Consider the following 18,981-nt stretch of genomic DNA (forward strand, 5'->3'; position numbering starts at 1 on the left):
TCACGAAGGGAGGCCTACCCACCGCACCTCGTTTTACCGGCGGAAAGTGACGAAGTGACGTCACCTCGCCGACGGCTCGCCGGGCAAAGCCGACACATCGGCCACTCTCATTGACACCCCAGTGCGACGGGTGGTGGGCTCGTGACCTACTCGTGACCATCCGGCGGAGCGGCCGGGACCCGGCCGAAGGGAGACCCCGTGCACCTCGGGCGCAGGAAGCGCACCGCGACGGCCGTGGCCGCCGCCGTCATCGGCGGCCTCCTCGGTGGCGTGGTGCCCGGCTCGGCGCTGGCGCTCCCGGAGGCCCCGGCCTCCCCGGCGGCGCTCGGGGCCCCGCACGCGCCGCTCGCGCCGCCGTCCCCGGTGACGCCTTCCGCCCCGAAGGCCCCGACAGCCCCCACCGCCACCGCGCGGACCGCCACCGCCGGTGTTCCCGCCGTCTGGCCCCGGCCGCAGTCCCTGACCGCCGCAGGGACCTCCGTACGCCTCGGGAACGAGGTGACGCTGCTCGCCGACGAGGACGCCGATCCGTACGCCCTCACGGCCCTGCGCGCGCTGCTGCGGGCCGCCGGGGTGCGGACGGTCCACGAGGGTCTCCCGGGCCGGGGGCCGGTCCTGCGGGTCGCGGGGCCCGACGGCTCGGCCGCGGAGGAGGCGCTGAGCGCCCTGCGGGTGCCCGACCGGATCGATCTGCCGCGCGGCGGCTACCGGCTCGCCACGGGCCGCTTCCAGGGCCGGGACACGGTCGCCCTGGACGGGGTGGGCGGGGACGGGCTGTTCCACGCCGTGCAGACGCTGCGTCAGCTCATCGGCGAGGGCCGGGAGGTCCCCGGGGTCGTGGTCCGCGACTGGCCGGGCACGGCCGAGCGCGGGATCACGGAGGGCTTCTACGGCAGCCCCTGGACGGCGCGGCAGCGGCTCGCCCAGATCGACTTCCTGGGCCGGACCAAGCAGAACCGCTACCTGTACGCGCCCGGCGACGACCCGTACCGGGGGGCGCAGTGGCGCGAGCCCTACCCGGCCGCCCAGCAGGCCGAGTTCCGGGCGCTCGCGGAGCGGGCCCGCGCGAACCACGTGACGCTCGGCTGGGCCGTCTCGCCCGCCCAGTCGATGTGCCTGTCCTCGGGCTCCGACGTGACGGCGCTGACCCGGAAGCTCGACGCGATGTGGGCGCTCGGCGTGCGCTCCTTCCAGCTCCAGTTCCAGGACGCCTCCTACGACGAGTGGCACTGCGACCGGGACGCCGACGTCTTCGGGCGGGGCCCGGAGGCGGCGGCGTCCGCCCACGCGCGCGTGGCGAACACCGTGGCCCGCCGGTTCGCCGAACGGCACCCGGACGCCGAGCCGCTGACGGTGATGCCGACGGAGTACTACCAGGACGGCGCGACCGCGTACCGCACGAAGCTCGCCGAGGCGCTCGACGCGGACGTGCGGGTGGCGTGGACCGGTGTCGGGGTCGTCCCGCGCACGATCACCGGGGGCGAGCTGGCCGGGGCGCGCGGCGCCCTGCGCCACCCGCTGGTCACCATGGACAACTACCCGGTCAACGACTACGCCCAGGACCGGCTGTTCCTCGGCCCGGCCACCGGCCGGGACCCGGCGGTGGCCGCCGGTTCCGCCGCCTACCTGGCCCACGCGATGGAGCAGCCGGCCGCCTCCCGGGTGCCGCTCTTCACCGCCGCCGACTACGCCTGGAACCCGCGCGGCTACCGGCCGCGGGAGTCCTGGCGGGCGGCCGTCGACGACCTCGCGGGCCCCGAACCGGCCGCCCGCGAGGCACTGCGGGCGCTCGTCGGGAACGGCGCCTCCTCGGTCCTCGACCCGGCGGGCGAATCGGCGTACCTGAAGCCCCTCCTGGACGCCTTCTGGGCCTCCCGCGCGACCACCGGCGCCGGGACGGACGCGCGGCGGGAGAAGGCGGCGCGGGAGCTGCGGGACGCCTTCACTGTGATGCGCGGGGCCCCCGAGCGGCTCGCGGCCACCGCCGACGGCGCCCTCGGCGACGAGACCGGCCCCTGGCTCGACCAGCTCTCCCGGTACGGCCTCGCGGGCGAGACGGCGGTCGACATGCTGCTCGCCCAGGGGCGCGGCGACGGCGCGGCGGCCTGGGAGGCGCAGCTGCGCCTCGAACCGCTGCGGAAGGAACTCGCGGCGAGCCGGGTGACGGTCGGCGCGGGGGTGCTGGACCCGTTCCTCACACGCGCGGTGGACCGGTCCGCGGCCTGGACCGGCGCCGACCGCACCCCGGCGGCCCGTGCCGACCGCGCGAGCGGCTCGTACACGGTGCGGCTCGACCGGGCGCGGTCCGTGGAGGCGCTGACCGTGATGGCCGAGCCGGGCGGGGGCGGCCACGCGCGCGTGGAGGCGTTCGTGCCGGGCGAGGGCTGGCGGTCGCTGGGCCCGCTGTCGGCGTCCGGGTGGACCCAGACCGAGCCGAAGGGGCTGCGGGCGGACGCGCTGCGGGTCGTGTGGGACGCCGAGGAGCCCGCGCCCGAGGTGCGGGCGCTGGTGCCCTGGTTCGCGGACGGGCCGCGCGCGGGGCTCGACCTGGCGCGGGCGGAGACGGACGCGGAGATCGGCGGCCCGGCGCTGAAGGTGGACGTGGAGCTGTCGGGGCGGCGCGCGGGCGAGGTGCGCGGGCCGCTGACGGCGAGGGCCCCGAAGGGGGTCACCGTACGGCTGCCGAAGGAGGCCGTGGTGGAGCGGGGCGCGCGGACGACCGTCCCGCTGGAGGTGTCGGTGGCGCCGGGCGTGCCGGTGGGGGCGTACCGGGTGCCGGTGTCCTTCGCGGGCGAGGAGCGGGTGCTGACCGTGCGGGCCTTCCCCCGTACGGCCGGTCCGGATCTGGCGCGGGCGGCGACGGCCTCCTCCTCGGGCGACGAGACGGCGGACTTCCCGGCCGCCTCGGCGGTGGACGGCGATCCGGCCACCCGCTGGTCCTCCCCCGCGGAGGACGGCGCCTGGTGGCAGCTGGAGCTGCCGGAGCCGGCCCGGATAGGGCGGGTGGTGCTGCACTGGCAGGACGCGTACGCCTCCCGCTACCGGGTCCAGGTCTCGGCCGACGGGCGCGTGTGGCGCACGGCGGCGGCGGTGGCGGACGGCAGGGGCGGCCGGGAGTCGGTCCGGATGGACGCGGCGGACACCCGTTTCCTGCGGGTGCAGGGGGAGTCGCGGGCGACCCGGTTCGGCTACTCGCTCTGGTCGGTGGAGACGTACGCGGTGGCGGCGCCGAAGCGGCCCGCGGGCACGGGGCCGGCCCGGTCCGCCCAGGAGGGGCCCGCGAACCCGCCGGAGAAGACTCCGGACACCGCGCCCGTCACCGCTCCCGGCACCGCGCCGGACGCCGCGTCGGCGGGCACGCCGGAAGAGCGGCCCACCCCCTGAGGGGTGCGCCGCCCGGTTCCGTACCGCCGCGTACGCGAAGCCGTACCGTCCCGCGCAGGCGGTGCCGTACCGCCCCCGCGTACGCGAAAGGCCCGGCTCAACCCGTCGTCAGCGCCCTCACGGGGGCGTCTGCGACGGAGTCGATCCGGGCCATCACGTCCTCGGCTCCGTACGGCTGGAGGTACGGCAGCCAGCGGGGGTCCCGGTGTCCGGTCCCGATGATCCGCCAGGCCAGGCCGGTGGGCGGGGCCGGTTGGTGGCGCAGCCGCCAGCCGATCTCGCGCAGGTGGCGGTCGGCCTTGACGTGATTGCAGCGGCGGCAGGCCGCCACCACGTTCTCCCAGGCGTGGGTGCCCCCACGGCTGCGCGGGATGACGTGGTCGACGCTGGTCGCGACCGCCCCGCAGTACGCGCAGCGCCCGCCGTCACGGGCGAAGAGGGCCCTGCGGGTCAAGGGAACGGGCCCCCGGTAGGGGACCCGCACGAAGCGCTTCAGTCGCACCACGCTGGGCGCGGGGACGACTTGGGTCTCGCTGTGCAGGAAGGCGCCGGATTCCTCGAGGCAGAGAGCCTTGTTCTCCAGGACGAGGACGAGTGCGCGGCGGAGCGGTACGACGCCGAGCGGCTCGTACGACGCGTTGAGGACCAGGACATGCGGCACGGATGCCTCCTATGACGCCGGCGGCGCGTGGCTCGCGCCGGGACGAACTGCTCTCAGTCTCCCCTCATGCCTGGTCGGAACGCCACCACGTACCGGGATCGGGGTGACGGACCCGGCGTGTTCTCGACCACATCGGCATGTCTCCCCTCTGTCTGCCCGGGTGAGGTCGGTCTCTCCCTCGAACACGGCTACGGGACCATGTCCGACGCCCCGTTACTGTGGATGGCCTGCGTACGCGATGCCTGGAGGTCTTCCCGTGTCCTGGTCCGCCCTTGCGGCTGCCACCGAACCCGAGCCCATTCCGGTGACCCTGGACGAGGCGGCGGAGAAGGCCACGAACGCCGCCAGCTGGGTGGAGGAGAACTGGTCCACCTGGCTGAACACCGGGCTGCGCATCCTGCTGATCCTGGTCGTCGCGCTGCTCCTGCGGATGGCCGTCCGCCGTGCCCTGACGAAGCTGATCGAGCGGATGAACCGTTCGGCGCAGGCGGTGGAGGGGACGGCCCTGGGCGGTCTGCTGGTCAACACCGAGCGGCGGCGGCAGCGATCGGAGGCGATCGGCTCGGTGCTGCGTTCGGTGGCGTCGTTCCTGATCCTGGGCACGGCGGGGCTGATGATCCTGGGTGCCTTCAAGATCGATCTGGCGCCGCTGCTCGCCTCTGCCGGTGTGGCCGGTGTGGCGATCGGTTTCGGCGCGCGCAACCTGGTGACGGACTTCCTGTCGGGCGTCTTCATGATCCTGGAGGACCAGTACGGCGTCGGTGACTCGGTCGACGCGGGCGTGGCGTCCGGCGAGGTCGTGGAGGTGGGCCTGCGGGTGACGAAGCTGCGGGGCGTGGACGGCGAGATCTGGTACGTGCGCAACGGCGAGATCAAGCGGATAGGGAACCTCAGCCAGGGCTGGGCGACGGCGGGCGTCGACGTGACGGTCCGGCCGACGGAGGACCTGGACAAGGTGCGGGCCGTGATCACCGAGGCGGCGGAGTCCATGGCGAAGGAGGAGCCGTGGAACGAGCGCCTCTGGGGTCCGGTGGAGGTGCTGGGCCTGAACGAGGTGCTGCTCGACTCGATGACGGTCCGGGTCTCGGCGAAGACGATGCCGGGGAAGGCGCTCGGCGTGGAGCGCGAGCTGCGCTGGCGCATCAAGCGGGGCCTGGACGAGGCCGGCATCCGGATCGTGGGCGGGGTTCCCGCGCAGGCGGAGGAGGCGGCGGCGGACCCGACGGCGGGCATGGCGGCCCCGTCGGCCTTCGCGTCGGCGACCTCGCCCCAGTCGACGGCGGCGACCCCGCTGCCGAGGCCGGACCTCACCAAGTAGCGGCACTTCACGGCACTTCACGGCGGATCGCGCGAGAACGCGCGAGAACGACGCCCTCGTGGGTAACACTTCGGTTGCCTTCGGGGGCGTTTGTCGTACCCGGGTATTGACGACCCGGTGACGCCCGCCTTACCTTCCTCCCAACCCAATAGGAAACTTTCCTAACAGTACGAAGGCAGGTGCGACCCCATGGCCGGTACGGCCCCCGGAACCCCCGGCACGCCGCGCGTGCTGCGCGCCATGAACGACCGCGCCGCCCTGGACCTCCTCCTGGAGCACGGCCCGCTCTCGCGGACCCGGATCGGCAAGCTCACCGGCCTGTCCAAGCCGACCGCCTCCCAGCTGCTCGCCCGCCTCGAAGCGGCCGGACTCGTCGTCGCCACCGGCACCACCGAAGGCCGGCCGGGACCGAACGCCCAGCTCTACGCGGTCAACGCGCGGGCTGCGTACGCCGCCGGACTCGACGTCAACCAGTCCCGCATACACGCCGCCGTCGCCGACATCACCGGCGAGATCGTCGGCGAGTTCGAGCTGCGGACCCCGGGCCGCGCCGCCTCCGGCGTCGTCCGCCAGGTCACCGACGCCCTCGACGGGGCCGTCAAGGCGGCCGGGATCACCCGCGAGGACGTCCGGCGCCTGGTCATCGGCACCCCCGGCGCCTTCGACCCGGCCACCGGACGCCTGCGGTACGCCGCCCACCTGCCCGGCTGGCACTCCCCCACCCTCCTGGACGAGCTGGCCGCCGTCCTGCCCATGCCGTTCGAGTACGAGAACGACGTCAACCTCGTCGCCGTGGCCGAACAGCGCCTGGGCGCCGCCCGGGGCCACTCCGACTTCGCCCTGCTCTGGAACGAGGAGGGCATGGGCGCCGCCCTCGTCCTCGGCGGGCGGCTGCACCGCGGTTTCACCGGCGGCGCCGGCGAGGTCGGCTTCCTGCCGGTGCCCGGCACCCCGCTCGTCCGGCAGGTCACCAAGGCCAACTCCGGCGGCTACCAGGAGCTCGCGGGGGTCCAGGCGGTCCCCCGGATCGCCCGCGCGCTCGGCATCGACACCCCCGAGCAGCCCTACGTGCCGGTCGCCTGCGGACTGCTCGCGCACGCGGCGGAGGCGCACGGCGAGGACCCCCGCTACGCGGAACTGCTGGACCGGTACGCCGAGCGCGTCGCCACCGGGCTGGCCTCCCTCGTCGCGGTCCTCGACCCCGAACTCATCGTGCTCTCCGGTGACGTGCTCGTCGCCGGCGGCGAAGCCCTGCGCGTCCGCGTGCAGTCCGAGCTGGCCGACCTCGCCGCCTCCCGGCCCCGGCTCGTCCTCACCTCCGTACCCGTGCGTCCCGTCCTGCGCGGCGCCCTCGAAAGCGCCCTCGTCACCACGCGCGACGAGGTCTTCGACACCTCGCGCTGACCCACCGCCCGCTCCGGTCCCCCGTCCCGCTCCCCCCGCCCCGTAACCCCTCCGCCACAGGGAGACACCGTCATGCCCGTACGTCCGCGCAAAGCAGCCGCAGCGCTCGCCGCCACCGCCTCGATAGCCCTCTTCGCCACCGCCTGTACGGGCTCCGCGAGCAACACGGCCCCCGACGACCCCAGCGCCCAGACCACCATCACCTTCTGGCACGGCTGGTCGACGCCCAGCGAGGTCAAGGCGATCCAGAACAACGTGGACCGCTTCATGAAGGCCCACCCGAACATCAAGGTGAAGGTCGTCGGCGACATCAACGACGACAAGCTGGGCCAGGCGCTGCGCGCGGGCGGCTCCAACGGACCGGACGTCGTCTCCTCCTTCACGACCTCCAACGTCGGCAAGTTCTGCGCCTCGGGCGCCCTCGCGGACCTCAAGCCCTTCATCGAGAAGGACAAGCTGGACCTGGACAAGATCTTCCCGAAGGTCCTCCAGTCGTACACGCAGTTCGAGGGCAAGCGCTGCTCCCTGCCGCTGCTCTCCGACGCGTACGGCCTCTACTACAACAAGGACGCGTTCAAGGCGGCCGGACTCGACCCCGAGGCCCCGCCGAAGACCTGGTCCCAGTTCGCCCAGGTCGCCAAGGCGCTCACCAAGCCCAAGGGCGACTCCTACGAGCAGCTCGGCTTCATGCCGACCTACCTCGGCTACGAGACCGTCGTCGAGCACTACATGTCCCAGTGGGACCACAAGTACTTCGACGCGGACGGCAAGTCGAACGTCGCCAAGGACCCGGCGTTCGCCGAGATGATGACGTACCAGAAGTCCCTGGTCGACGGCCTCGGCGGCTTCGCGAAGCTGGACAAGTACCGCACCACCTTCGGTGACGAGTGGGGCGTCAAGCACCCCTTCCAGACCGGCCAGGTCGCCATGCAGCTCGACGGCGAGTGGCGGCTGAACTTCATCAAGGAGGCCAAGGTCCCCTTCGAGGTCGGCGTCGCGCCGCTGCCGGTCGCCGACGACGAGGTGGCCGAGTACGGCAAGGGCTACCTCTCCGGCACGATCATGGGCATCGCCCCGCAGAGCAAGAAGCAGAACGCCGCCTGGGAGCTGGTCAAGTACATGACCACTAACACCGACGCCGTGGTGGGCTTCGCCAACGAGATCGGCAACGTCCCCTCCACCCTGGACGCGCTGAAGTCCCCGGACCTGAAGTTCGACAAGCGCTTCAAGGCCTTCCTGGACATCGCCCGGCACCCCGAGTCCACCACCCCGGACGGCGCCGTGAACGGCCCCGCCTACCAGGAGACCCTGTCCCGGCTCGCCCAGCGGTACGAGAAGGGCCAGGTCACCGACCTGAAGAAGGGCCTCGCGGACGCCGCCGCCCAGATCGACCGCGACATCGCCGCGGCGAAGTGACGGCCGGCACCCACCCATGAGCACGGACACCCTGTCCCCGAAGGAGACGGCCGCCGCCCCGGCCGCCGCCTCCCCGCGGGTGACGAACACGCTGCGGGCGAAGCGCCGGCGCAACGCGCTCGTCACCCTGGCCTTCATGTCGCCCTGGCTGATCGGCTTCGGCGTCTTCTTCGCCTATCCGCTGATCTCCACCCTGTACTTCTCGTTCATGCGGTACGACGGCCTCAACCCGCCGACCTGGCGGGGCCTGGAGAACTGGACGTACGTCCTCACGGAGTTCCCGAAGTTCTGGCCGGCCCTGCAGAACACCCTCTGGCTCGGCGTCGTCATGGTCAGCTGCCGGGTGGTCTTCGGCCTCGGCATCGGCATGCTGATCACCAAGATCAAGACCGGTGCCGGCGTCTTCCGCACCCTCTTCTACCTGCCCTACCTGGCCCCGCCGGTGGCCGCCACGCTCGCCTTCGTCTTCCTTCTCAACCCCGGCACCGGACCGGTCAACTCGCTCCTCGAAGCGGTCGGCATCCCCGCCCCCTCCTGGTTCAACGACGCGGACTGGGCCAAGCCGGCCCTGACGGTCCTCGCCGTGTGGGGCGTCGGCGACCTCATGGTCATCTTCATGGCCGCGCTGCTCGACGTACCGAAGGAGCAGTACGAGGCCGCCGAACTCGACGGCGCGTCCCCGTGGCAGCGGTTCCGCTACGTCACCCTGCCGAACATCTCGCCGATCGTGCTCTTCGCGGTCGTCACCGGGATCATCGGCGCGATGCAGTACTACACGCAGCCGATCGTGGCCTCCAAGATCGCCTCGGGCGTGATGGGCGGCTCCGGCGTCACCTTCCAGCCCGGCTATCCGGACGACTCCACGCTGACCCTGCCGCAGCTGGTCTACAGCCTCGGATTCAGCCAGTTCAACTACGGCGCGGCCTGCGTCGTGGCCCTGGTGCTCTTCGCCTTCTCCATGGCCTTCACCGCGCTGCTCATGCGCCGGCGCGGCGGCCTGATCGGCTCGGGTGACTGACTCATGACGACCGCAACCGCCCCCGCCGCACGCCACGCCACGAACGGCCCGGTGAGCCCCGCCGAGAAGCGGGCCCGCCGCAGGTCGCTGCTGCACTGGATCGCCGTGCACTCGCTCGGCATCGCCGCAGCGCTGTTCTTCGTGCTCCCGTTCGTCTTCGTCTTCCTGACCTCCCTGATGAGCGATCAGCAGGCGCTCACCCGGGACCTGACACCGAACTCCTGGCACTGGGACAACTACGTCCAGGTCTTCCGGACCGAGGGCTTCCTCACCTGGTGGAAGAACTCGCTGCTCTACGCGGGACTCGGCACCGTCCTCGTCGTGGTGTCCTCGGTCCCCGTGGCGTACGCCCTCGCCAAGCTCCGCTTCCGCGGCCGGCACCTGTCCATGCTGCTGGTCATCTCGATGATGATGCTGCCGCCGCAGGTCGTCATCATCCCGATGTACCTGTTCTGGGCCAAGCAGATGGACCTCTCCGGCACGCTCTGGCCGCTGATCATCCCGATGGCCTTCGGCGACGCCTTCGCCATCTTCCTGCTGCGCCAGTTCCTGCTGACCATCCCCAACGAGTACATCGAGGCGGCGAAGATCGACGGCTGCGGAGAGTTCCGCACCCTGATCAGGATCGTGCTCCCGATGGCGAAGCCCGGCATCGCCGCCGTCGCCCTCTTCCAGTTCTTCTACTGCTGGAACGACTACTTCGGGCCGCAGATCTACGCCTCCGAGAACCCCGGCGCCTGGACCCTGAGCTACGGCCTGGAGTCCTTCAAGAGCGCGCACCACACCGACTGGAATCTGACCATGGCCGCGACCGTCCTGGTCATGGCCCCTGTGATCCTCGTCTTCTTCTTCGCCCAGAAGGCGTTCGTCGAGGGAGTCACACTGACCGGAGTGAAGGGCTGAATCACACCATGAAGCTCACTGTCGTGGGGGGCGGTTCCACCTACACCCCCGAACTCATCGACGGATTCGCGCGCCTGCGCGACACCCTGCCCATCACCGAACTCGTCCTCGTCGACCCGGCCGCCGACCGGCTCGACCTCGTCGGCGGGCTCGCCCGGCGCATCTTCGCCAAGCAGGAGCACGCGGGCCGGATCACCACCACCTCCGACCTCGACGCCGGGGTCGAGGGCGCCGACGCCGTCCTGCTCCAGCTGCGGGTCGGCGGACAGGCCGCCCGTCAGCAGGACGAGACCTGGCCGCTGGAGTGCGGCTGCGTCGGCCAGGAGACCACCGGAGCCGGCGGCCTCGCCAAGGCGCTGCGCACCGTCCCGGTCGTCCTGGACATCGCCGAGCGGGTCCGGCGCGCCAACCCCGACGCCTGGATCATCGACTTCACCAACCCGGTGGGCATCGTCACGCGCGCGCTGCTCCAGGCCGGGCACAAGGCCGTCGGCCTGTGCAACGTCGCCATCGGCTTCCAGCGGAAGTTCGCCGGACTCCTCGGCGTGGCCCCCTCCGAGGTCCACCTGGAGCACGTCGGGCTCAACCACCTGACCTGGGAGCGCGCGGTGCGCCTCGGCGGCCCCGAGGGCGAGAACGTGCTGCCCCGGCTGCTCGCCGAGCACGGCGACGCGGTCGCCGACGACCTCCGCCTTCCGCGCCCGGTCCTGGACCGGCTCGGCGTCGTCCCCTCGTACTACCTGCGGTACTTCTACGCGCACGACGAGGTCGTACGGGAACTCGGCACCAAGCCCTCGCGGGCCGCCGAGGTCGCCGCGATGGAGAAGGAACTCCTCGACATGTACGGGGACCCGGCGCTCGACGAGAAGCCGGCCCTGCTCGCCAAGCGCGGCGGCGCCTTCTACTCGGAGGCGGCCGTGGACCTGGCGGCCTCCCTGCTGGGCGGCGGAGGCTCGCCGTACCAGGTGGTCAACACGTACAACAACGGCACGCTGCCGTTCCTGCCGGACGACGCGGTCATCGAGACGCAGGCCGCGGTCGGCGCCCACGGGGCCGTCCCGCTGCAGGTCGCCCCGGTGGACCCGCTGTACGCCGGGCTGATCGCGAACGTCACCGCCTATGAGGACCTGGCCCTGGAGGCGGCGCTGCGCGGCGGCCGTGACCGGGTGTTCAAGGCGCTGCTCGCCCACCCGCTGGTGGGCCAGTACGCGTACGCCGACGGGCTCACCGACCGGCTGATCGCGCACAACCGGGAGCACCTCGCGTGGGCGTGAACCCGGACGGCGTCCTCCTCGCGGTCGACGCGGGGAACAGCAAGACCGACGTCGCGGTCGTCGGCCGGGACGGCACCGTCCTGGGCGCGGCGCGCGGCGGCGGGTTCCAGCCGCCGGTGGTGGGGGTGGGGACGGCCGTCGACTCGCTGGCGGAGATCGTCGGCCGGGCGTGCGAACTGGCCGGTGTCCCGGCCCGATTCGCCCATGTCACGGCCTGCCTCGCCAACGCGGACCTGCCCGTCGAGGAGACCGCGCTCCAGGCCGAGGTCCTCGGCCGGGGGTGGAGCGGGTCGGTGCGGGTGCACAACGACACCTTCGCCATACTGCGCGCCGGGATCGACGAGCCGCGCGGCGTCGCGGTGGTGTGCGGGGCCGGGATCAACTGCGTCGGGATGACCCCGGACGGGCGGACCGCGCGCTTCCCGGCGATCGGGAAGATCTCCGGCGACTGGGGCGGCGGCAGCGGCATGGCCGAGGAGGCGCTCTGGTTCGCGGCGCGCGCCGAGGACGGGCGCGGCGAGCCGTCCGAGCTGGCGCGGGCGCTGCCCGCGCACTTCGGTCTGGAGTCGATGTACGCGCTGATCGAGGCGCTGCACCTGGGCCTGGTGCCGTTCGAGCGGCGGCACGAGCTGACGCCCGTGCTGTTCCGGGTGAGCGCGGCGGGCGACCCGGTGGCGCTCTCGCTGGTGCACCGGCTGGCCGAGGAGGTCGTCGCCCTGTCGTCGGTCGCGCTCGGACGGCTGGGTCTCCTCGACGAGGAGGCGCCGGTGATGCTGGGCGGCAGTGTGCTGGCCGCGCGCCACCCGCAGCTGGAGGAGCGGATCCGTGAACTCCTCGCCGAGCGGGCGCCGAAGGCCGTCATCGGCTTCGTGACGGCGCCGCCGGTCCTCGGGGCGGGGCTGCTCGCCCTGGACGAGGTGGCGGCGGGACCGGAGGCGGCGGCCCGGCTGCGGGAGCACTACGGGGCCTGAGCCGGCGGAGTGTGGGGCGCCTCTTCCAGGGGAAGGGGCGCCCCACCGGCATGTTCACCTGTTCGAGCGATGCCCGGAACGGAACCGATCACGGCGTGGAGACGTATTCAAGGTGAGGGGGATTGCCCACGGACGTGCCGGGGGCATACGGCACGATAGGAACAAGATCGAGTCAATCCCGGTGTGCGGAGGGCCCCCTGCGGCCATACTGCTGGCCGGACCTGCCGACGTCAGCGACCCAGGGGGAGGTCAAGTGACACACCCGCCGAACGCACCCGCCGCCCCGGCGGCGCGGAGCACGGCGCCCGCGCCCGTACGCCCGACCGGCGTGCCCACGCAGCCGTCGCCCGCGCCCGGCACCGTCCCGCCCCAGGGGCGGGGTGCCTGGGCCGTGGGCCGGGAGCGGCTGCGGGTCGCCGCGACGACCGAACCGGGCCGGCTCCAGATCCTCGGGGCCGTACTCGCGGCGCTGCTCGTCGCGTTCGGGGTGGTCACCGCCTTCCAGGTCGACGACCGGGCCGCCGCCGCCGACGACGTCGTCCACCGCAGCCAGCCGCTGTCCGGCGACGCCGCCGCGATCTACCGCTACCTCGCGGACGCGGACACCACCGCCGCCAGCGGCTTCCTCGCCGGGACGCTCGAACCGGAGGAGTCCCGCAAGCGGTACGACCGGGACATCGCCGCCGCCGCCCGGCTCCTCGTCGAGGCCGCCGCGGGCACCGACGGTTCGGGCCGGTCGGCCGCCGAGATCGCCACCCTCAACGAACAGCTCCCCCGCTACACGGGACTGGTCGAGCGCGCACGGGCCGCCAACCGGCAGGGCCTGCCGCTGGGCGGCGCCTATCTGCGGTACGCCAACCAGCAGATGACCAGCACCCTGCTGCCCGCCGCCGAGCGGCTGTACACGGCCGAGACCGAACGGCTCAGGAAGGACGACGTTTCGGCCCGCACCTGGCCGTACCTGTCGGTCGCTGTGGGTCTGATCGTCCTCGTGGCCCTCGGCTGGGCCCAGCGCCGCAACTACGTCCGCACCCACCGGGTGTTCAACCACGGGCTGCTCGCCGCCACCGCCGCCACCGTCGTCGCCCTGCTCTGGCTCGCCACCGCGCACACCCTCGCGCGCGCCGGGCTGAACGACGCCCAGGCACACGGGCAGGAGTCGCTCCAGGTCCTCAACACGGCCCGGATCAGCTCGCTCACCGCCCGCGCCAACGAGAACCTGACCCTGGTCGCCCGGGGCGCGGTGCTCACCGAGGACCGCACCAAGGACAAGTACGAGGCGGACTACGCGGCGAGCATGGAGGCCCTGACGGGCGCCCTCGCCGCCGCCGACGCGCTGGCCGACGACGCCGACGGCCGCACTCCGGTCGACGAGGCCGTGAACCGCGTCCGCACCTGGCAGACGCTCCACAAGGAAGCCCGCTCGAAGGACGAGGCCGGCGACTACGAGGGTGCCCTCGTCCGGATCGTCGGTCCGAAGGACTCGACGGGCCAGGCCTTCGACCAGGTCGACGCGGCCCTTGAGCGGGCCCTCGTCCACGAGAAGGCCGAGTTCACCCGCTCCGCCGAGGACGCCGGGGCCGCGCTGACGGCCCTGCCGCTGGGCGCCGCCGCCCTCGGGATACTGGGCGCGGCGGGCGCCGTGCTCGGCATCAACCGCAGACTGTCGGAGTACCGGTGAGAGGGGGCGGGATGCCGAACGGCACGTACCCGCTGGTGCGGCGGACGGCGAAGCGGCTCCGGGGCTGGGGCGGGGTGGCCGCCATGGCCCTGGCGTGCGGGCTCACCGCCTCGCTGACCCTGCTGCCGCTGGCACAGGAGGGCGACGGCGTCTCGGCGGCCCCCGGGACGTACGGCCCCGGCCCCGGTTTCGGGTCGGCCGTCCAGGTCAGGGCGGACACCTGCCGGAACCCGGAGGCCTCGCTGACCCCCTCGTCGGCGGACGGGCCCTCGATCGACGCGATCAAGAAGCGCGGCAAGCTGGTCGTCGGCGTCGACCAGTCCAGCTACCGCTGGGGCTACCGGGACCCGGAGAAGGGCACCCTGGAGGGCTTCGACATCGAGCTGGCCCGCGCCATCGCCGCGGACATCCTGGGCAACCGGAACGACGTGATCCTGCGGGCGATCCCCACCAATCAGCGGACCGCCCTCCTGAACAGCGGCAAGATCGACCTCGTCGTGCGCACGATGACGATCAACTGCAAGCGGATCGGCGAGGTCGCCTTCTCCACCGCCTACTTCCAGGCCGGGCAGCAGGTCCTGGCGGCCAAGGACGACAAGACCATCACGGGCTACAACTCCTCGCTGCGCGGGAAGCGGATCTGCACCGCCGAGGGGTCCACGGCCTACGACGCGCTGGCGGAGAAATCCTTCGGGGCGGTCTTCAAGGACGAGGGCGACGGCACCAAGGACGACAAGGACCTGCTGACCGTCCCCAACCAGCTGGACTGCCTGGTCAGGCTCCAGCTGGGCGAGGTCGATGCGATCGTCACCGACAACGCCCTGGCGGCCGGCCAGGCCGCGCAGGACCCGGCGGTCGAGCTCAAGGGCCGGCCGTTCACCGAGGAGTACTACGGGGTGGCGGCCAAGCTGGGCAACGACGACCTGGTGCGCCGGGTCAACCAGGTGCTCGTGGGGTACCGGCAGGGCCCCTGGCAGGCGGCGTACAAGAAGTGGCTGGAGAAGGACCTGCCCGGGATAACCAGGCCGCCCCAGCCCCGGTAGAAGTAGCGCCGTACCCCCGCAGCCCCTACGAGCAGCCCCGTACCGGTAGCCCCGTACACGGAGAGGAAGAGGTGACCGATGGGCGTCACGGGACCCCCCGGTCCGGTGATGGACCGGGACGAGGCGGACCGTGCGCTGGCGCGGCTCGGCGCCGAGCACAAGGCGGTCGAGGACTCGCTCTTCGCACTCCAGGACCACGCGGGCCGCAGACTGCTCGAAGGGGCCGGCCTCACCGGCACGACCCGGGACCGCTGGGCGGAGACCGAGCGGACCATCACCCTGCTCTGGACCTGTTTCGACGTGTACACCGGCGCCCTGCGGGACGCCCGTGAGCTGCGCGCCCGGCGCCGCTGGCCCGGCCGGGACGAGCTCGCGGAGCTGACCGAGCGGCTGCGCGGCGAGAGCGTGCTCGTCGCCGGCGGCGCGGGCGAACAAGGGCTGCTCGCCGAGCGGTTCACGCTGGAGGGCCTGGTCCGGCGGATGAACGAGCTGTACGCGTCCTCGCTGGACGTGGTGGTCACCGCCGACGCGGTCTGGTCGGCGCTGCCCGCCCGGATAGACCTGCTCGCCGCGGAGCTGGGCCGGACGCGTTCGCTCGCGCACTCGGTGGGCGTGCGGCCCGGGGAGCACCCGGCCGGGGACGAGCTGGAGGCGATCACCGCCGAGCTGACCGCGCTGCGCTCCCAGGTCGTGACCGATCCGCTGGCCTTCTGGCGGCCGGCGGCGGGAAGTTCGGCGCCCGGCGGCGGCAGGCCCGACACCGGGCGGTACGACCGGGCGGCGCTGGCCCTGGAGGACGTCCGGCGGGAGATCGAGGCGGTGCTCGCGGTCCGGCAGGACTCCGAGGACCGGCTGCTCCGGCTGCGGGACGTGCTCTCGCGGGCGGACCGCACGCTCGCCGAGGCGCGGTCGGCGCGCGGCGAGGTCCTGGCGAAGATCGCCGCCTCCGAGGTGCCGGCCGTCAGCGGGCCGCCGATCGTGCTCCAGGAGCGGCTGGCCGCCGCCGCCGAGTACCGCAGGCACGCCCGGTGGCACCGGCTGTCGCCCCTGCTGGATTCCCTGGAGCGGGAGGCGGAGGACGAACTGCTGCGGGCGCGGGAGTCGTTGACCGCGGTGACGGCGCCGCTCGCGGTGCGGGCGGAGCTGCGCGGCCGGCTGGACGCGTACAAGGCGAAGGTGGCGCGGCTGGGCGCGGCCGAGGACCCGGTGCTGGTGGAGCGGTACGACGCGGCGCGCAGGATGCTGTGGAGCGCGCCCTGCGATCTGCGGGTCGCGGAACAGGCCGTGCTGCGGTACCAGCGGGCGGTGGCGGACGTGCTGTCCGGCCCGAGAGACGCGGGAGGACGACAGTGGTGAACGGGGAGACGGGCGTGGGGAGCTGTCAGCGTCCTTCGTGCGAGGGTTCGTACGAGGACATGGGAGGCGGCGAGCTGTACTGCGACACCTGCGGGCTCGCCCCGGTGGTGTCGCCCGGGGGGCTGATCGGCTCGACGCCGACGGGGATGGCCGTGCCGGGCAGGAACACGGGCACGGGCTCCGGAGTCGGTTCCGGCATCGGGGGTCCGGACTCCGGCTCCTCGCGGAGCGGTTCGGGGGCGTCGTCGCGGGCGTCCTCGCGTTCGTCGACGTCCCGGCGCTCGGTCTCGGGGCGGCTCTCGCGTTCGCTCTCCGGGGCGTCCGCGTCCCATTCGGTGTCGGTGCGCTCCTCGGGCACCTCGACCGGGCAGTCCGCCCGCAACCGGCTGGGCGCGGGTCTGGTGTCGATCCCCGAGGTGCCGCGTCCGGACCCGCGGGCCGCGGTGATGGAGAACGCCGAGGTCCCCGAGCGGAAGCGTTTCTGCTCGCGTTCCGACTGCGGGGCGCCGGTGGGCCGTTCGCGGGGTGACCGGGAGGGCCGTACGGAGGGCTTCTGCACCAAGTGCGGGCACCCGTACTCCTTCGTGCCGAAGCTGCGCGGCGGGGACATCGTCCACGGCCAGTACGAGGTCGCGGGCTGTCTCGCGCACGGCGGCCTCGGCTGGATCTACCTGGCCGTCGACCGGGCCGTCTCCGACCGGTGGGTCGTCCTCAAGGGCCTGCTCGACACCGGCGACCAGGACGCGATGGAGGCGGCGATCTCCGAGCGCCGCTTCCTCGCCGAGATCGAGCACTCCAACATCGTCCGCATCTACAACTTCGTCGAGCACCTCGACCAGCGCACCGGCTCCATGGACGGCTACATCGTCATGGAGTACGTCGGCGGCAAGTCGCTCAAGGAGATCGCCAACGACCGGCGCACCCCGGACGGCCGGCGCGATCCGCTGCCGGTCGAGCAGGCCTGCGCGTACGGGATCGAGGCCCTGGAGGCGCTCGGGCACCTGCACAGCAGGAACCTGCTGTACTGCGACTTCAAGGTCGACAACGCCATCCAGTCCGAGGACCAGCTCAAGCTGATCGACATGGGCGCGGTCCGGCGGATGGACGACGACGAGTCCGCGATCTACGGCACGGTCGGCTACCAGGCGCCGGAGGTGGCCGAGGTCGGCCCCTCGGTGGCGAGCGACCTGTACACGGTGGCGCGCACGCTCGCCGTGATGACCTTCGACTTCCAGGGCTACACGAACGTCTTCGCGGACTCGCTGCCGGACCCGGAGCACATCGAGGTCTTCCGGACGTACGAGTCCTTCTACCGCTTCCTGGTCCGCGCCACCGACCCGGACCCGGCGCGCCGGTTCGCCTCCGCGCAGGAGATGGCCGAGCAGCTGACCGGGGTGCTGCGCGAGGTCGTGGCGCTCCAGTCGGGACGGCCGCGCCCGGCGCTCTCGACGCTGTTCGGCACGGAGGTGCGGGTCACGGACACGGCTCTGTTCGCGGAGCTGACGGAGGACGTGTCGCTGCTGGGGGCACGCACCGGGCGCAGGCGGGCGGCGCGGGCCGCCGCCGTGCCGGGGGCGCTTCCTCCGGCGGGTCCCGCCGCGCCCGGACAGGGGCTCGGGTCCCTGCTCGCGACGCTCGACACGCCCGCCACCGCGCTCGCGCTGCCCGTGCCGCACGTCGACATCGGCGACCCCAACGCCGGGCTGCTCGCCGGACTCGCGGTCGCCGCCCCCGGCGAACTGCTCGCCGCGCTGCACGCCGCGCCCGCGCCCTCCACGGAGCTGCGGCTGCGCACCCTGCGGGCCCAGCTGGAACTGGGTGACGCGCCCTCCGCCGTACGGACCCTGGCGGGTCTGGAGGAGCGGGACCCGGACGACTGGCGGATCGTCTGGTACCGGGGCGTCGCCTCCCTGGTGACCGGGGACCACGAGCACGCGGCGCTCGCCTTCGACGCGGTCTACGACGCCTTCCCCGGCGAGCCGGCGCCGAAGCTGGCGCTCGGGATCTGCGCCGAGGTGCTCGGCCAGCTGGACAACGCCGCCGAGTACTACCGCCTGGTGTGGGCCACCGACCCGAGCTTCGTCAGCGCCGCATTCGGGCTCGCCCGGGTGCGGCTCGCGGCGGGCGACCGGGCCGGGGCCGTACGGACCCTGGAGTCCGTGCCGGAGGCCTCGATCCACTACACGGCGGCCCGGGTGGCGACCGTGCGGGCGCGGCTGCGGCGGCGCCCGGCGGCGGACCCGCTCGGGCCCGATCTGACGGCGGCGGCGGCGCAGGTCTCCGCGCTCCAGGGCTTCGGTCTGGACGCGGTGCGCCGGGAGCAGTTGTCGACCGAGGTCCTCGGGACGGCCCTCGACTGGGTACTCTCCGGGAGTCCCGGTGCGGAACCGGGCGGCGGCGCGCTGCTGCTCGGGAGTGAACTGGACGAGCGCGGACTGCGCTTCGGCCTCGAACGCTCGTACCGGGTGCTGGCCCGGCTCGCCCAGCGGGGCGAGGAGAGGATCGAACTGGTGGAGCGGGCCAACCGCTTCCGCCCCCGGACGTGGGTGTGA

At 73.2% G+C, this 18,981-nt stretch carries 14 protein-coding genes; 12 read left to right on the forward strand and 2 right to left on the reverse strand.

The window, feature by feature from the left end; translation table 11 throughout:
- Positions 1-198 precede the first annotated feature (198 nt).
- Positions 199-3,384 (forward strand): beta-N-acetylglucosaminidase domain-containing protein, encoded by a 3,186-nt coding sequence (locus tag V4Y03_RS10895; RefSeq protein WP_332434783.1) that lies wholly within the window; start codon positions 199-201, stop codon positions 3,382-3,384.
- A gap of 97 nt (positions 3,385-3,481) precedes the next feature.
- Here V4Y03_RS10895 and V4Y03_RS10900 read toward each other — a convergent pair whose 3' ends face one another.
- Positions 3,482-4,045: an HNH endonuclease gene (locus V4Y03_RS10900; RefSeq protein ID WP_056558814.1), complete on the reverse strand. Its 564-nt coding sequence runs from the start codon at positions 4,043-4,045 to the stop codon at positions 3,482-3,484.
- Positions 4,046-4,283: 238 nt separating this feature from the next.
- Between V4Y03_RS10900 and V4Y03_RS10905 the strand changes: the two genes are divergently transcribed.
- From V4Y03_RS10905 to V4Y03_RS10950, 10 genes are all read left to right on the forward strand, one after another.
- Complete coding sequence (locus tag V4Y03_RS10905) at positions 4,284-5,363, forward strand: mechanosensitive ion channel family protein (RefSeq protein WP_442809779.1); 1,080 nt, start codon at positions 4,284-4,286, stop codon at positions 5,361-5,363.
- A gap of 189 nt (positions 5,364-5,552) precedes the next feature.
- On the forward strand, positions 5,553-6,767 hold the full coding sequence (locus tag V4Y03_RS10910) for an ROK family transcriptional regulator (protein WP_332434784.1): 1,215 nt from the start codon (positions 5,553-5,555) through the stop codon (positions 6,765-6,767).
- 72 nt (positions 6,768-6,839) lie between these two features.
- The gene (locus V4Y03_RS10915; RefSeq protein WP_317876947.1) at positions 6,840-8,183 is read left to right on the forward strand and encodes an ABC transporter substrate-binding protein; all 1,344 of its coding nucleotides are present in this window, start codon (positions 6,840-6,842) and stop codon (positions 8,181-8,183) included.
- A gap of 16 nt (positions 8,184-8,199) precedes the next feature.
- Complete coding sequence (locus V4Y03_RS10920) at positions 8,200-9,201, forward strand: carbohydrate ABC transporter permease (protein WP_317876948.1); 1,002 nt, start codon at positions 8,200-8,202, stop codon at positions 9,199-9,201.
- Positions 9,202-9,204: 3 nt separating this feature from the next.
- The gene (locus V4Y03_RS10925) at positions 9,205-10,104 is read left to right on the forward strand and encodes a carbohydrate ABC transporter permease (protein WP_317876949.1); all 900 of its coding nucleotides are present in this window, start codon (positions 9,205-9,207) and stop codon (positions 10,102-10,104) included.
- An 8-nt stretch (positions 10,105-10,112) separates the two neighbouring features.
- Complete coding sequence (locus tag V4Y03_RS10930; RefSeq protein WP_317876950.1) at positions 10,113-11,378, forward strand: 6-phospho-beta-glucosidase; 1,266 nt, start codon at positions 10,113-10,115, stop codon at positions 11,376-11,378.
- Entirely contained in the window at positions 11,369-12,349 is a 981-nt protein-coding gene (locus V4Y03_RS10935; RefSeq protein WP_317876951.1) for an N-acetylglucosamine kinase, read from the forward strand. The genes V4Y03_RS10930 and V4Y03_RS10935 overlap by 10 nt, the downstream gene beginning before the upstream one ends.
- A 253-nt stretch (positions 12,350-12,602) precedes the next feature.
- The gene (locus tag V4Y03_RS10940; protein WP_332434785.1) at positions 12,603-14,030 is read left to right on the forward strand and encodes a hypothetical protein; all 1,428 of its coding nucleotides are present in this window, start codon (positions 12,603-12,605) and stop codon (positions 14,028-14,030) included.
- Between the two features lie 11 nt (positions 14,031-14,041).
- The gene (locus V4Y03_RS10945; protein WP_332434786.1) at positions 14,042-15,073 is read left to right on the forward strand and encodes a glutamate ABC transporter substrate-binding protein; all 1,032 of its coding nucleotides are present in this window, start codon (positions 14,042-14,044) and stop codon (positions 15,071-15,073) included.
- 78 nt (positions 15,074-15,151) lie between these two features.
- Positions 15,152-16,429: a hypothetical protein gene (locus V4Y03_RS10950; RefSeq protein ID WP_332434787.1), complete on the forward strand. Its 1,278-nt coding sequence runs from the start codon at positions 15,152-15,154 to the stop codon at positions 16,427-16,429.
- A 25-nt stretch (positions 16,430-16,454) separates the two neighbouring features.
- Here V4Y03_RS10950 and V4Y03_RS33885 read toward each other — a convergent pair whose 3' ends face one another.
- Entirely contained in the window at positions 16,455-16,787 is a 333-nt protein-coding gene (locus V4Y03_RS33885; RefSeq protein ID WP_443079769.1) for a hypothetical protein, read from the reverse strand.
- Between V4Y03_RS33885 and V4Y03_RS10955 the strand changes: the two genes are divergently transcribed.
- Positions 16,771-18,981 carry a tetratricopeptide repeat protein gene (locus V4Y03_RS10955; RefSeq protein WP_443079770.1) on the forward strand — a complete coding sequence of 737 codons (2,211 nt, stop codon included), beginning with the start codon at positions 16,771-16,773 and terminating at the stop codon, positions 18,979-18,981. The genes V4Y03_RS33885 and V4Y03_RS10955 overlap by 17 nt on opposite strands.

It is taken from the genome of Streptomyces sp. P9-A4, from assembly GCF_036634195.1.
Classification (GTDB): domain Bacteria; phylum Actinomycetota; class Actinomycetes; order Streptomycetales; family Streptomycetaceae; genus Streptomyces.

Excerpts from the sequence above, each read along its gene's own strand:
- V4Y03_RS10905 (WP_442809779.1), top strand. The coding sequence starts at position 4,284 with ATGCCTGGAGGTCTTCCCGTGTCCTGGTCCGCCCTTGCGGCTGCCACC.
- V4Y03_RS10910 (WP_332434784.1), top strand. The coding sequence starts at position 5,553 with ATGGCCGGTACGGCCCCCGGAACCCCCGGCACGCCGCGCGTGCTGCGC.
- V4Y03_RS10915 (WP_317876947.1), top strand. The coding sequence starts at position 6,840 with ATGCCCGTACGTCCGCGCAAAGCAGCCGCAGCGCTCGCCGCCACCGCC.
- V4Y03_RS10920 (WP_317876948.1), top strand. The coding sequence starts at position 8,200 with ATGAGCACGGACACCCTGTCCCCGAAGGAGACGGCCGCCGCCCCGGCC.
- V4Y03_RS10925 (WP_317876949.1), top strand. The coding sequence starts at position 9,205 with ATGACGACCGCAACCGCCCCCGCCGCACGCCACGCCACGAACGGCCCG.
- V4Y03_RS10930 (WP_317876950.1), top strand. The coding sequence starts at position 10,113 with ATGAAGCTCACTGTCGTGGGGGGCGGTTCCACCTACACCCCCGAACTC.
- V4Y03_RS10945 (WP_332434786.1), top strand. The coding sequence starts at position 14,042 with ATGCCGAACGGCACGTACCCGCTGGTGCGGCGGACGGCGAAGCGGCTC.
- V4Y03_RS10950 (WP_332434787.1), top strand. The coding sequence starts at position 15,152 with ATGGGCGTCACGGGACCCCCCGGTCCGGTGATGGACCGGGACGAGGCG.